We start from the raw sequence: 13640 nt of genomic DNA on the forward strand, positions 1-13640 counted from the left end.
GCCCTTCCTCCTGGTGGGGTTCGGGGCAAAGCCCCGACAAAGGCTTTCATGTCCAGGCTTTTCTTGCAAGTCTCAAGAGTTCTTTTTGGTTGCTGCTGATTGTATGTTATGAATATATACAAAACATGATCGATTTTGAAAAAATCATTGGCTTCAACTGGGACCATGGCAACCAACGAAAAAGCGCCGACAAACACGGCGTCAGTCAGTCGGAGGCAGAGCAGGTATTTTTCAATGATCCGTTGCTCATGGTTGAGGACATTCGACACAACCAGACAGAGCCACGCTTTCACGCACTGGGCAAGACCAACTCAGGGCGCAGGCTCCATGTGACCTTCACGCTACGAGAAGATGCCATATTGATCCGGGTCATTTCTGCCCGAGACATGACTATGGGCAGGCAGGACAAAGCACCCCCTAGTTTCAAAACGGAAGCCGAAGAACGGGCGTTCTGGGAAGTTCATGATTCGTCCGACCATGTAGCCTGGGACCAAGCCGAAAGGGTTTGCCTGCCCAATCTGAAGCCCTCTACCAAGGCCATATCCCTGCGCCTGCCAATTTCCCTTCTGGAGCAGATCAAGATCACAGCCAATAAGCGGGATGTGCCTTATCAGTCCCTGATTAAAATCTGGCTGGCAGAAAAGGTGAAGACTGGGTAACTATTCACCACCCGGCCACGCACCGAGATCCAGGGCAGCGCCCTGGTGGGGTTCGGGGCAAAGCCCCGACAAAGGCTTTCATGTCCAAGCTTTTCTTGAGAGAGTGCTGAATATTTACAAAAAATCACTACCAGATGGTTTTTAGATTCGGAATGGACAGGAGCCGCTGATCACAAGTGACCAGCGGTGCTTGGTAGTGGATCGCCGTCGCGACAATCAGTCGGTCAGCAGGATCTTTGTGGGAAAACATGTCGGTTTGAGCCAACACGGCTATGGCAGGCGACAAAGGAAGAATCTCCAGATTCATGGCAACCAAAGAGATCCTCCATATAGGAAGTGGCATCAACAACAGGCCGCAGCCTTCCTTTCGCGAAGAGCATGGCAATCTCCCACAGGGTGATGTCAGAGCATGCCAATGTGTTTTTGGATATTCCTTTCTCCAATACAGACATGGCCTTGACGCTCAATCTGTCAGGCGCATCAGCCCAGAAAAGCAGGACATGAGTGTCACAGATGGTCGGCATCACCAGTCCAGTCGTTGTCTCCCAGAGGAGAAGTCACATCACCGCCAATGACCGAACCGCGAAGCGACTCAAGCCTCCGTCGGGCTGCATCAGCATCTTTCTGAACCGGAACGACCCGGACTACTACCCGCCCTTGGAAGGATATTTGGATCTCCGTACCATCATCCACCTGTTTCAGATACCCCGGTAGACATTTCTGGAATTCATCCGTATCGACTTGCAGCACGGTTTTCCCTCCGAGTCAATCAGCAGGGGTGACCAGTTTCCGCAAGCCACCTTTGGTTGCACGGGGGCAACTATTCGGCACCCTTGCAAGAAAAGCCTGAATATGAAGGCCTTTGTAAAGCTTCGCCCCGAACCCCACCAGGACTCCGTCCTGCACCTGCCAGGGAACCAGCCCCCTGGACCCCGGACAACGACCCACCCCCTGGTGCGCTTCCCGGCGCCAGGGGGTGGACGTGTCGCGGGTTTTGAATCTCAACCCTCCTCAAGTTCCTTCATGGTCAACTTGACCCGGCCCTGGCGGTCGACATCGAGCACTTTGACTTGCACCGTATCCCCTTCTTTGACCACATCGGTCACCTTCTGTACGCGCCGATTGGCCAGTTGGGAAATGTGGACCAGTCCATCCTTGTTGGGCAGAATGTTGACGAAGGCCCCGAAGTCGGTGATGCGCACCACCTTGCCGGTATAGATCTGTCCTTTCTCCACATCGGCGACAATGCGGCGGATGATGCTTTCGGCACTCTGCGCCCCGTCGGCATTGGAGGAGGCGATGCTGATGGTGCCGTCATCCTGGATATCGATCTGGCAGCCAGTCTCTTCGGTAATGCTGCGGATCACCTTGCCGCCGGAACCGATAACATCGCGAATCTTGTCCGGATCGATCTTGATGGTGAAGATGCGCGGGGCGTAGGCAGAGAGTTCCGCCCGAGGGGTGGTGATGGATTTGCTCATCTCCCCGAGAATGTGGATCCGGCCCTGCCGGGCCTGTTGCAAGGCCACCGCCATGATCTCGCGGTTGATGCCAGTGATCTTGATGTCCATTTGCAGGGCGGTGATGCCGCGCTCGTTGCCGGCCACCTTGAAATCCATGTCTCCCAGATGATCCTCATCCCCCATGATATCGGAGAGAACGGCAAAGCGATCCTTCTCTTTGACCAGGCCCATGGCGATGCCGGCCACGGATTCCTTGATGGGCACACCGGCATCCAGCATGCATAACACCGAGCCGCACACCGTGGCCATGGAGGAAGAGCCATTGGATTCGGTGATTTCGGAGATCACCCGCATGGTGTAGGGAAACTCCTCGGAGGTGGGCAGGATGGCCGCCAGGGCACGGGTGGCCAGTTTGCCGTGACCGATTTCGCGCCGTCCGGGCGAACCCAGGCGTCCGGTCTCGCCGACGCTGTAGGGAGGAAAGGTGTAGTTCAGATAAAAACTGTCCCGGGATTCGCCATCCAGGCTTTCGACGATCTGTTCGTCACGACCGGTGCCCAGGGTCACGGCGGCGATGGCCTGCGTCTCACCCCGGGTGAAGAGGGCTGAACCATGGACCCGGGGCAGGATGCCCACTTCGCACACGATGGGGCGTATATCGGTCAGGCTGCGGCCATCGATGCGTTGTCCGGTGGTCAGGATTTGCTCCCGGACCACCTCGGATTCAAGGTGATGGAACAACCCCCTGATCTCTTCACTGCGATCGCCACTCTGGCCATCGGCCCCCGGGGTGGCGGCGAAACGGGCCACCACCTGTTCCCGGACCTGGGCCACGGTCTCCTGGCGCTTCAACTTTTCCCGCACCCCGTAGGCGGCCCGCAGATCGCTCAGAAAGGCCTCGCGAATCCCGGCCATCAGGGCGGCATCCTCCTGAATCTCCCGCACCGGCCAACGCGGCTTGCCACACTCGGCGGCCAACTCCCGAATGGCGGCGATCACGGGCTGGAAGCCGGCAAAGCCGAACATGACCGCATCCAGCATCTGCTCTTCGGTGAGAAATTTGACTTCCGACTCCACCATGGTCACCGCATCGGCGCTACCGGCCACCACCAGATCCAGGCGGCTCTCCGCCATCTGCTCCCGGGTCGGGTTGAGGACAAAGGCATCGTTGATGAAGGCCACCCGCGCCCCGCCGATGGGGCCGTCAAACGGAATGCCGGAGATGGACAAGGCCGCCGAGGCGCCGGCCATGGCGGCAATATCCGGTGAGTTGATCCCGTCGTAGGACATCACGGTGGCCACGACCTGCGTATCGTTGCGATACCCCTTGGGAAACAGGGGGCGCAGGGGACGGTCAATGAGGCGGGAGGTCAAAATCTCCCGATCCGAGGGGCGGGTCTCCCGCTTGATGAAGCCACCCGGGATGCGCCCGGCGGCCCAATGTTTCTCCTGGTAGTGGACCCCCAGCGGAAAATAGTCCATGCCGGGACGTTCGCTCTTTTCGGCGGTGGCGGCCACCAGGACCACCGTCTCGCCATAGGTGACCAGCACGGCCCCGTCGGCCTGGCGCGCAATCCGCCCTGTCTCCAGGGTCAGGGTCGCCGGACCGAACTGGAGGCTTTTTCGATGTATGTCAAACATGTTTTTGTATCCAGAGAAGTTGGTCGTGATGGGGGATTATTTGCGCAGATTCAAACGCTGAATGAGACTTTGGTAGCGGCTCAGCTCCTGTTTTTGCACATAGGCCAGGAGGCGGCGCCGCAGCCCCACCATTTTCAACAAACCCCGCCGAGAGTGATGATCCTTGTGGTTGACCCGCAAATGCTCGGTCAGATTGTTGATCCGTTCGGTCAGGAGGGCCACCTGCACCTCCGGCGAACCGGTATCTCCTTCCTTGGTGGCGAACTGAAGAATGACTTCCTTTTTACGCTCCGGGGTAATCGACATCGATTCTCTCCTTGCATCCAGGCTCAGGTTGGACAACGCGCCCGATGCACCGGAGAATCACGGATTCAGGAGGTCAGAAACAGGCGTTGTGGCCGGCACAGGCACTCTTCGGCAGCATCGGCCATGGTTTCCACCACGCCGATGGCCCCGAATTGTCCTGCCGGGGTCAACAACCGCACGGTTCCGATCGGGCTGGTTGCCGCCGGAACCCTGACCGCCTGTCCGTTACGAATCCGGTGCCAGGCATCCGCCCGCAGGCGCAGTACCGGGATGTCGTCCAGTACCCGATCCACGGGCAACAATATTTTTGGCAGGCCCCCCTCGGCGACCTTCTCGGCGAGCTGGTCCAGGGTGACAGCCTCCTGCATGGTAAACCCCAAAGTCCAAGTGCGCAACAAACGTTCCAGATGTCCCAGACAGCCGACGTGGCGCGCCAGATCCCGGGCCAGGGAGCGCATGTAGGTTCCCTTGCCGCAATGGACGGCCAGAATCGCCACCCCCTCCGCATAATTCTCCAGCTCCAGGTGATGAATATGGACCGGGCGGGGGGCCATGACCACAGCTTCGCCCCGGCGCGCCCGGGCGTAGGCGCGTTCGCCATCGACATGCAACGCCGAATAGGCAGGCGGGATTTGTTCGATGGCGCCGACAAAGTGCCGCAGCGCCTCGGTGAGGGCCAGCGGGTCGGGCCAGCGGTCATCCCTGGCCACCACCTGCCCTTGTAGATCCCCCGTATCGGTTTCGGCGCCGAAACGGATCCAGCAGCGGTATTTTTTGTCCCCGGCCAGCACCATGGCCAGGGTCTTCGTCGCCTCGCCCAGGGCCACGGGGAGCAACCCCTCGGCGAAGGGATCCAGCGTGCCGCCGTGCCCGGCCTTGGCAGCCCCGGTGATGCGACGCACGGCGCTCACCACGCCGAAGGAACTCATCCCGGCGGGTTTGTCGATGGCCAGCCAGCCGCTCGGGGCGGGCTTTCGGGATTCAGGGTTCTGTTGTGTGGCCTTCACGACGACGCACCATCGGGGCCGAGCAAAAATTCAGCACCCGGCAACGAATCGGGGTCCAGGGGGCTGGCTCCCTGGCGGGTCCAGGGCAGCGCCCTGGTGGGGTTCGGGGCGAAGCCCTGACAAAGGCTTTCATATCCAAGCCTTTCTTGAAAGGGTGCTGAAGTAGTCATAAATTTCGCCACGTCCATGGCCATGTCCCTGGCGATTTGGCGGATCAGAACCGGGGAAACGTCCTGAATTCGGATTAAAGACGCGGCTCACCGTCTTCCAGCAACAGAGCAATGACCCCTTCCAGGTTGATACGCAGTTCGTCCAGGGACCACCCTTGAGCGTGGGCGCCCGGAAAACCGGGAACGTGCCCCACATGGTATCCGGTGTCCGAGCAACGCTCCACCATGGCGTCAAATACCCGCATCACGGAATCCTTTCAAAACATGGGCCTTCCACACAGAGCGGTGCAACCTCCCGACGCAACCTTTCAAACAGGGTGCTCTTGATCACATCCATGTCGAAGTGAACCTGTAAAGCCAGCCAGTATTCCGGAGATTGGTTAAAAAACAAGCCCAAGCGCAGAGCCGTTTCCGCACCGACCGGTTTCTTTCCGCACAGGATGTCATCCACCTGCAAGGCCGCCATGCCCGTACACTGAGCCAGCCGGTGTGGCGTGATGCCCAACTCGTCCAAAAGCTCTCCGAGGTGAACTCCGGGGTGAATGGGAGGAATCCTTTCGCCCGTGGACAGATCGGAAAAATCGATATGGGGCAACTCTTCGATGCGAATGGTCAATTTTTTCCCCTATCTAGTGGTGATCCATCATCTCCACATCATAAGCGTCACCATCCACGAACCGGAAGCAAATGCGCCACTGGTCGTTGACGCGAATACTCCAACGTCCTTCCTGGTCTCCTCGCAAAGCTTCCAAACGATTGGACGGCGGCAGACGCAGGAGATCAATCCGACTGGCGGCATGAATCCCATCCAACCGCATTTTGGCTCGGAAGACAATTTCCCGCGGCAACGCTTTGACAAACTCTCCGGCAAAGATGGCAGCGGTTTTTTTGTCGGCAAAGGTCTTGATCACCCAACCTCAATTACACTCCAGCTTGCTGATCAGACCGGAGATGCTGCCACCGAAGACGATGTCGTCATAGTTGTCGGATATCCCGACGGCTCCATAGGTGGGATCGGTGCTGCTCGATTCGTCCGAGGCATCCATGGAGCGCAACACCCGGTCGGGATTGTCGAAACAAAGGCTGTTGCCGGGATCGTTCTTGCCGTCGAAAACGCCGGCCGACAAGGCCGGAGAGGTGTCCTGGTTGGCATTATTGAAGCCGGAACTGGCCAGGATATAGGCCATGACGGAGCCATCCATGACTGTTCCACCAACACCACTCGTACAAATGGAATCAGCATTAAGGCCACTTCTGGATTGCAACCGGGCGGTAAAGATCTCTTTGGTAGGATCTCGTGGTGTAAGTTGCAAAGCAGTCGTCAGTTTGGAGCAAAAATCAGATCTCGAACGAGTTGTTGACGTTCCTGCAAAGTTTTGATCTGTAGCAAAGTCACAGGACGCTGCGTTTGTGCAACCACCAGTGACGGTACGCATCATATACGTGGCATACTTGATAGCCCGCCCCCACGGATCGCGATTGCTGGCCAAACCAAGCGCCCGGTACGGCAGATCAGCGGTATCGTACCTGGTTCCAGCGGTATTGCCAAAAGCAACGCAAACGTTGCTGGTAATGTTTTCCAGGCCATCACTGTCGGTATCAGGACATGGCAACCGATTGTTGGCGATGGCAAACCCTTCGATGGCGCTCTGGATCTCCTTCATCTGCACCCGGGCGGCGCTGACCTTGGAGGATTGCAGATAGTTCGGCACCAGGGAGAAGCCAATGGCCAGGATGAGACCCACGATGACCATGACGATGGAAAGCTCGATGAGCGAAAATCCGGCTGAGGGGTGTTTTTTCATGGGTGTTGTCTTTCTGGATGAGTGCCTGGGTGAGCGTGCTGAGGGGGCCTTGTGGCGGTGCGTCATCTCGGCTTTTACCTTGGGCGAGTCGTCGATCATCGTCCAGCCTGACGGTGTATCCTAGTCGTTATGTCAAAAAAATGCGAATGATTTTTCCGTGTCCGTCCAGGACCATGAAAGGCGCGCCACCACCCGTTCCGTCTCCAGGTTGCAACAGATCCGTGCCGATCGAGGGCCGGGCACAACGCTTGACTCTGGATGCTGGAGTTCCGCCGTTGCGGGAAACCATGGAGCGGAATAGGGTGGATCGCCCCCTGCGGTGTATTTTTATGTGGGCGCAAGGTGAGTCGAGAACCTTTGCCGGTGGAGGAGTCGGAGATGCGGTATGCGGGATTTGGCATTTTCGTGGTGTTGCCCATTCTGGAAATCGTCCTGATGATCCGGATGGATCGAACCATCGGCATCGGCAACACGTTTCTGTTGCTTTTGGCCGCCGCCGCCTGGGGCCTCCACCTGATCCGGCGAGCTGGATTGCGCACCCTGCGCGCCTGGCAGGAGAGCATGGATCGCCATGACTCCCCCGGCAATGCCCTCCTGGATGGGTTGATCCACTTTCTGGCCGGTGTTCTGCTCGTGGTCCCGGGGTTTTTGACGGATGGTCTGGCCATTCTGTTGCTCTTCCCTCCCACCCGTTTCATCCTGAAACGGTGGTTGCTGCGGTATGCGAGGGAACGGGTAGCAACCGGCCAGGGTCCACAACACCCTCCCGGCGGGGCCTCGACCGGTCTGGGCCGAAGCCAAACCATCGATGGGGAGTTTCGTCATGAGGATCCCTGAGAGGCTGTCCAAGGACGCTTGAGAAAGGTAACTGTTCAGCACCCTTTCCAGAAAGGCTTGGATATGAAAGCCTTTGTCAGGGCTTCGCCCCGAACCCCACCAGGGCGCTGCCCTGGACCCGCCAGGGAGCCAACCCCCTGGACCCCGGTTCATCGTTACAGGGTCTGGATGGTTGCCAGGGGGATGGCCCCCGGGCGCAGCAGAGTGACGCCCCCCTCCCCGACACGGACCACGGTCGAGGGGAGCTGCAGCGCAGCACAACGTCCCGGCAGCACCACGGCCACCTCTTCCGGCCACAGGGAGCGCACGCCAGCCGCATCCCGGGCCGGCTCCCCGCCGCTTGGGTTGGCGCTCGTGGAGACCAGGGGCCCTCCCCAGGCCCGCAGCAGGGCCGCCACCCGGGGCGACGATGACACCCGAACCGCCAGATGGTCACCACCACCGGTCAGCAAGGGAGAGAGTCCGGGGAGAGCCGGCAGGACCAGTGTCAATGGACCCGGCCAAAAGTGCGCCATGAGCCGCTGCGCCGCCGCCGAAGGTGGCTGAACCAATCCGGCAAGCTGCGCCACATCCCTGACCAGAAGGATGACCCCCTTGGCAGAATGACGCCTCTTCAGGCGCAGCAACGCCTCCAGGGCGGTCCCGCAAAACGGATCCACCCCCAACCCAAAAACCGTCTCGGTCGGATAGGCGATGATCCTGCCCTGACGCAGGGCGGTCACGGCTTTGGTCAGGGGCATGGTTGATCCATTCGCCTGGTGATGGCGGTATAAGTCTGCGACATGGCCCTATTCCAAATAAATCTCTTGCACACTCACCAGATTCGCGGGGTGAAATCGTCCGCGTTGGCCAGGGTGACAGTTTCCCCGGACTGGACGATGACGAACAAACCCTGCTTGATGGCAAAGCGGTCGGCTTCCTCATCAACGACGATGGCGGCCACGGCTCCCATGACCTGTTTGTGGGCGTAGTCCGGGAAAAACTCCTTGAATTCGGCCAACCGCTCCAAATGCTCCCGTACATCTTCAATCTTGAGCTTGCTCTTGACCTCGACCAGAATGGCCACCGTGGTGTCAATCGCTAAAATGTCGATCTCCATGTGACGGTTGCCGGGCAGCTTGGCCTTTATCCTGGGAGCCACTGCACGTACTTCAATGCCCCGCTCGGCGAACAGCTTTTCGCAAGCTGGGGCAACCAGCCCTTCTACAAATTCCCCCCAGCGACTGCTCAAATTTCCCACCTGCCGGGCCACGTCCTTGACGACCCGGCTGGTTTCCTGCACCTGTTGATCCGTCTCTCGCATTTTCCGGTCGGTCTCCTGCATTTTCCGGTCAGTCTCCTGCATTTTCCGGTCGGTATCCTGCATTTTCCGGTCGGTATCCTGCATTTTCCGGTCGGTATCCTGCATTTTCCGGTCGGTATCCTGCATCTGTTTGGTCAACTCCTTCACAACCCGCTCGGTATCCTGTATCTGCCTGGCAGTTTCGCGAAAGAGTTTCCAAACCTCATCGAGGGTCACGGTGTCGGACATGCGGTTTCTCCCAAGAGCAGGCAGCCATCCCTGCGAAGAGCATACCTGAAACCGCGTTCCGGGATGAAGGTATTTATCAATCTCGGACGATCCACGTTGCAGGCGCCGAACGGTTACGGTCCGGGAGGCTCTGAACGATTACAAACCATGAGAAATAATACTGTTGTATCGCGCTTGCACCACGCCGTGCCTGTACAGTAGAATGTGAGGGCTGGTCGTCAGTTTTTACAGCCTCAGGAATACAAAAACATGATCACACCCGTTTCCATCACAAATGTGGTCTACTCGGCATTGAGCCTCAACAACTCGATCAATGTTCCCGTGACGCCTGAAACCCCCTTCGGGCGTGACCTGGTGACCTTTTCGGCGACGAGCCAGGCCTTGAGCCAGTCACGGGCGCGTGGGGGCATGCCGGACGAGTGGAGCGACAACTGGAGCCCGGACAAGATCCGTCTCTCCCTTTTCCGGGGAACCATGGCCTCGCGGCGCGAGGTGTTTCAAAAATATACGGCCAACAATATCTACGATGCCACCTCCCGGGGACTTGCCAGTGTGAAAAACTGGCAACCCGATCTGGCCACCGATTCCCCATCCGGGGGGTCCGGCCTCTTTTCTCATATCGTCTGATGGCAGTGTGGCTGGCGGGTGCGTCCGGCTGTGACCCACTTTCAAGAAAAGCCCGGAGGTGAAGGCCTTTGTCAGGGCTTCGCCCCGAACCCCACCAGGTTTCAGGTTGCAAGAAAAGCCAGGACATGAAAGCCTTTGTCAGGGCTTCGCCCCGAACCCCACCAGGACTCTGTCCTGGACCTGCCAGGGAGCCAGCCCCCTGGACCCCAATTCGTGGCCGGGTACCGGATAGTTACGATTTTTTTATGGTGACGCCCCATTCGGCCATACCCACCTCAAACATTCTGCGAAATCCGGGCAATGGCGGCACCCCCATGACCTGAAAGTGGTCGGCATCACCCAGATAAGGTTGTATCCCAGCCGAACAATCCCCTTTGGGTAACAGGTCATCCCATAAATATCGATAACGCGGCGTCAAAGGGAGCAGGCGTTGATTGGTGGAGGCACGCCACAATAAATCAGCGTGCCGTGATTCGACATAGGGACCATCGATCAACAAATCGATCCGACGCAACAATGCCTGCTGCGGACCATCGGTTGCCGTGGCCTGGAGATCCTCCCAAACCAATCCGGTGTAACACACGACACCCAAATCCTTTCGAGCGCGGATGCCGTCGATCAGATCGACCAGTGCCAAAGCTTGCAGCATGGGTTCGCCTCCCGAAAGGGTGATCCCCTCGATGTCATTTTGGGCAAGAACCCAGTCGGTCAACTCACCCACAGCCACCACCTCTCCCCCATCGACCGGCCACGACTCGGGAACCAGACACCCCCGGCAAAACAAAGAACACCCCTGGAGCCAAATCACGGCCCGGCGGCCAGGCCCCAAAACGTGAACAGGAGAGACTTTGTCAAACAGGGCCAAGCTGGAAGACTGCATGGGCTCATTTCCTGGTCACTGTGTTGGCGCTCTTTCAAGAAAAGCTTGGATATGAAAGCCTTTGTCAGGGCTTCGCCCCGAACCCCACCAGGACTCTGTCCTGGATCTGCCAGGGAGCCAGCCCCCTTGTATCTTGGATCCGAGGAAATTGGAAAACCGCCTTTGGTGAGAATTGATCCTATCGGGAGCTTACGCCACCTCCCGAATTTCCACCAACCTGGAGACACGACCGCCCCGTCAATATTGAAATAATAGTTCAATATCAATATATTGTGCATTAACCAAGAAAAAAGTTCAGCCGTGGGGATGCGCCGTTCTCGCGCAATTTTTTTTCAATGGTGTAGAGTTTACGAATTGGCATCAGCATTCAGACACGGGTCACAGCCAGTCGGCATGTACCACAGGCAACTCTGACCAGCAGGTGGTGTAGCGGGGCGAACGGTTGCCAGATTTTGTAGCCCAGCGCTGATGTGTTCCCTCGCCAGCCACACGGATGATGTCCTGACCGAATCGTTGCCGCAAGGCGTCCAGGGTACTCATCAGGGCGGCGCTTTTCCGTTCGGCCACCGGGTCGGCAAACAAATCGCCCTGTCTACCAGACGCACTTTCCAACTCCATCAGGATGACCCCGGCCTTGTGGTAGGCATAACCGGGCCGATAAATCAGAGCCAAACCGTGCGTACTTACACGTCCGAGCTGCAACTCGTCGGCAGAGGGGGTTGGTACTGGCAACGTCACTCCCTGGCGATACTGGGGATCGCGCTCCCGAAACGGGTTGGTCTGGATGAAAACGTGTACCGCTCCCGCCACCGACGCCTGTTTCCTTAATCGCCGCACACCCCGACGCAAAAAACTCAAGATGGCCTCGATCAACTCTTCCTGCTTGTACACCGGCAGGCCAAAGGAACGCGATGACTGAATCTGCTGCCGTGGTGGTGGCGCCATCTCCAGAGGAAGACAGGAGATGCCGTTCAACTCTTGGACAATGCGATCCATGACTACGGAAAATCCCATCCGCAGCCTACGCGCACCTGCCTGGCGCAACGCAAGTACGTTCGTTATCCCCAATGTGCGCAGCCGCTCCGCTCCACGTGGTCCCACCCCCCAAACCTCGGCCACATCGATCTCCAATAACAGCCGCTCCAGATCGTCACTCCCCATGATATTGAAGTTACACACCCCCTTGTATGACGGACGCTTCTTGGCAACGTGGTTGGCCAGTTTGGCCAGGGTCTTGGTGGAGGCGATACCGACTCCAACCGGTAATCCCAACCAATCAGCGACTTCTCGGCGCATGGTCTGGCCAACGTGGGTAACGTCATGCTGGTTACCAAGGTCGAGGAAGCACTCGTCAATGGAGTAGATCTCCTGGCAAAGAGTAAATCGCCCCAACAGGGTCATCATGCGCTGCGACATGTCGGCATAGAGGGCATAATTGCTGGAGAGCGCAACGATCCCGTGTTGCTGCGCCAGGTCGCGCAGACGGAACCAGGGTTCGCCCATTTTTACACCAAGCGCCTTGAGTTCGTTGGACCGGGCCACGACACAGCCGTCGTTATTGGAGAGAACCAGCACCGGCTTCCGCCACAAATTCGGATTGAACACCCGTTCGCAAGAGACGTAAAAATTATTGGCGTCAATCAATGCGATATTTTGCCTGCCACCCGATGTATCGCCCATCGCACCACTCCCCAAATGACCAACTCCTGCCCCTGGGCCACCAGGACATCTGGATAATCTGAATGGGCAGAACGCAAAATCACCGCGCCTTGCCGACGCACGATCTGTTTGACCACAAACCCGCCATCCAGCACGGCAACGACGACACTCCCTTCTTCAGGTGGCATGGAGCGATCCACCACCAATATATCCCCGTCGTGGATCCCCATTCCTTCCATCGAATACCCGTTCACGCGCCAAAAGAAAGTGGCCTCCGGGCGTTCGATCAACAGGTGTTCGAGGCCAAGTTGTTCGGTTGCCTCATCCTGGGCTGGTGACGGAAAACCCGCCGCCACTGGAGAGATCAGCAGAGGGAAAGTCCCCTTACGGTGGGGTGGGGAACGCATCATGACCTGCCGTATTGCCGCAGCAAACCAACTACGACCCCAAAGAGGCTCAGGCTATGTCCTGGTCGCAAGATCGGATAGGTGGGATTGGCCGGATGCAACGTCCACTCGCCCTCTTCGCTCACCAGGGTTTTGAGCGTGAACTCTCCGTCCACCTCGGCTACCACCAGGACACCAGCATCCGCGCTGGAACATCGTTCCACGACCACCCAATCTCCCTCGTAAATGCCTGCCCCCTGCATGGAGTCACCCTTGACCGGCAACAACACTGTGCGTGATGGGGTTTTGACCAGCAGAGTATCGATCAATACCGGGCTACTTGCCGCATCCATGACCATTTCCGGATGGCCCGCCCGCACCGTCATCTCTGCCAATGGGCGTTCAAAAAAACGGTCCGTCGGTGACCACTCACCATCCGGGGTTCGTTGGACGTAACCCACGGACTCCAGTCGGCGCAGCAGCTTGGAGACTGCTGATTTGGCACTCAATCCCAGGACCGCACCCAAGCGCGTGTAGGAGGGCCACGCCCGATATCGGGCATAATAGTCGCGCAGGGTGTTCAGATGGTCGGCATCACGATTGATGGGTGACATGACACAAACTCTCCTGGAAGATCGTCAGTACCGTCATTATGGTGAACGAAAGTGC

General features: G+C 58.2%; 17 protein-coding genes and 1 pseudogene. 3 read left to right on the top strand and 15 right to left on the bottom strand.

Features of this window, described 5'->3' with window-relative positions:
• The first annotated feature begins 125 nt into the window (after positions 1–125).
• Entirely contained in the window at positions 126–659 is a 534-nt protein-coding gene (locus tag HQL63_09295; protein ID MBF0177027.1) for a BrnT family toxin, read from the top strand.
• A gap of 127 nt (positions 660–786) precedes the next feature.
• Here HQL63_09295 and HQL63_09300 read toward each other — a convergent pair.
• From HQL63_09300 to HQL63_09340, 9 genes and pseudogenes are all read right to left on the bottom strand, one after another.
• Positions 787–1183: pseudogene (locus tag HQL63_09300) on the bottom strand (type II toxin-antitoxin system VapC family toxin).
• Positions 1167–1409 carry a type II toxin-antitoxin system prevent-host-death family antitoxin gene (locus HQL63_09305; protein MBF0177028.1) on the bottom strand — a complete coding sequence of 81 codons (243 nt, stop codon included), beginning with the start codon at positions 1407–1409 and terminating at the stop codon, positions 1167–1169. Before HQL63_09305 ends, HQL63_09300 begins: the two are co-directional and overlap by 17 nt.
• Before the next feature lie 251 nt (positions 1410–1660).
• Entirely contained in the window at positions 1661–3763 is a 2103-nt protein-coding gene (pnp, locus tag HQL63_09310) for a polyribonucleotide nucleotidyltransferase (protein ID MBF0177029.1), read from the bottom strand.
• Between the two features lie 36 nt (positions 3764–3799).
• Positions 3800–4069: a 30S ribosomal protein S15 gene (rpsO, locus tag HQL63_09315; protein ID MBF0177030.1), complete on the bottom strand. Its 270-nt coding sequence runs from the start codon at positions 4067–4069 to the stop codon at positions 3800–3802.
• A gap of 65 nt (positions 4070–4134) precedes the next feature.
• On the bottom strand, positions 4135–5076 hold the full coding sequence (truB, locus tag HQL63_09320) for a tRNA pseudouridine(55) synthase TruB (GenBank protein ID MBF0177031.1): 942 nt from the start codon (positions 5074–5076) through the stop codon (positions 4135–4137).
• 244 nt (positions 5077–5320) lie between these two features.
• Positions 5321–5491: a type II toxin-antitoxin system HicB family antitoxin gene (locus HQL63_09325; GenBank protein ID MBF0177032.1), complete on the bottom strand. Its 171-nt coding sequence runs from the start codon at positions 5489–5491 to the stop codon at positions 5321–5323.
• The gene (locus tag HQL63_09330; GenBank protein MBF0177033.1) at positions 5491–5862 is read right to left on the bottom strand and encodes a HigA family addiction module antidote protein; all 372 of its coding nucleotides are present in this window, start codon (positions 5860–5862) and stop codon (positions 5491–5493) included. The genes HQL63_09325 and HQL63_09330 overlap by 1 nt, the downstream gene beginning before the upstream one ends.
• A gap of 13 nt (positions 5863–5875) precedes the next feature.
• A complete protein-coding gene (locus HQL63_09335) occupies positions 5876–6157 on the bottom strand; it encodes a type II toxin-antitoxin system RelE/ParE family toxin (protein ID MBF0177034.1) in 282 nt (93 codons plus the stop codon).
• A 6-nt stretch (positions 6158–6163) separates the two neighbouring features.
• Positions 6164–7051, bottom strand: a complete 888-nt coding sequence (locus HQL63_09340; GenBank protein MBF0177035.1) for a type II secretion system protein — start codon at positions 7049–7051, stop codon at positions 6164–6166.
• Between the two features lie 342 nt (positions 7052–7393).
• On the opposite strand from HQL63_09340, the gene HQL63_09345 reads away from it, so the two are divergent.
• On the top strand, positions 7394–7888 hold the full coding sequence (locus tag HQL63_09345) for an FxsA family protein (GenBank protein ID MBF0177036.1): 495 nt from the start codon (positions 7394–7396) through the stop codon (positions 7886–7888).
• A 155-nt stretch (positions 7889–8043) separates the two neighbouring features.
• Here HQL63_09345 and HQL63_09350 read toward each other — a convergent pair whose 3' ends face one another.
• Together HQL63_09350 and HQL63_09355 are read right to left on the bottom strand one after the other, a co-directional pair.
• Positions 8044–8628: a threonylcarbamoyl-AMP synthase gene (locus tag HQL63_09350; GenBank protein ID MBF0177037.1), complete on the bottom strand. Its 585-nt coding sequence runs from the start codon at positions 8626–8628 to the stop codon at positions 8044–8046.
• A gap of 74 nt (positions 8629–8702) precedes the next feature.
• Positions 8703–9419 carry a hypothetical protein gene (locus HQL63_09355; GenBank protein MBF0177038.1) on the bottom strand — a complete coding sequence of 239 codons (717 nt, stop codon included), beginning with the start codon at positions 9417–9419 and terminating at the stop codon, positions 8703–8705.
• A gap of 249 nt (positions 9420–9668) precedes the next feature.
• Between HQL63_09355 and HQL63_09360 the strand changes: the two genes are divergently transcribed.
• On the top strand, positions 9669–10046 hold the full coding sequence (locus HQL63_09360; GenBank protein ID MBF0177039.1) for a hypothetical protein: 378 nt from the start codon (positions 9669–9671) through the stop codon (positions 10044–10046).
• A 232-nt stretch (positions 10047–10278) separates the two neighbouring features.
• On the opposite strand, the gene HQL63_09365 is transcribed toward HQL63_09360, so the two are convergent.
• From HQL63_09365 to HQL63_09380, 4 genes are all read right to left on the bottom strand, one after another.
• Positions 10279–10926 carry a radical SAM protein gene (locus tag HQL63_09365; protein MBF0177040.1) on the bottom strand — a complete coding sequence of 216 codons (648 nt, stop codon included), beginning with the start codon at positions 10924–10926 and terminating at the stop codon, positions 10279–10281.
• A gap of 378 nt (positions 10927–11304) precedes the next feature.
• Positions 11305–12606, bottom strand: a complete 1302-nt coding sequence (locus HQL63_09370) for a Y-family DNA polymerase (protein MBF0177041.1) — start codon at positions 12604–12606, stop codon at positions 11305–11307.
• Positions 12567–12995, bottom strand: a complete 429-nt coding sequence (gene umuD, locus HQL63_09375) for a translesion error-prone DNA polymerase V autoproteolytic subunit (GenBank protein MBF0177042.1) — start codon at positions 12993–12995, stop codon at positions 12567–12569. The genes HQL63_09370 and umuD overlap by 40 nt, the downstream gene beginning before the upstream one ends.
• On the bottom strand, positions 12992–13585 hold the full coding sequence (locus HQL63_09380) for a LexA family transcriptional regulator (protein ID MBF0177043.1): 594 nt from the start codon (positions 13583–13585) through the stop codon (positions 12992–12994). The genes umuD and HQL63_09380 overlap by 4 nt, the downstream gene beginning before the upstream one ends.
• Positions 13586–13640 lie beyond the last annotated feature (55 nt).

The organism is Magnetococcales bacterium, from assembly GCA_015231175.1.
GTDB lineage: Bacteria > Pseudomonadota > Magnetococcia > Magnetococcales > DC0425bin3 > HA3dbin3.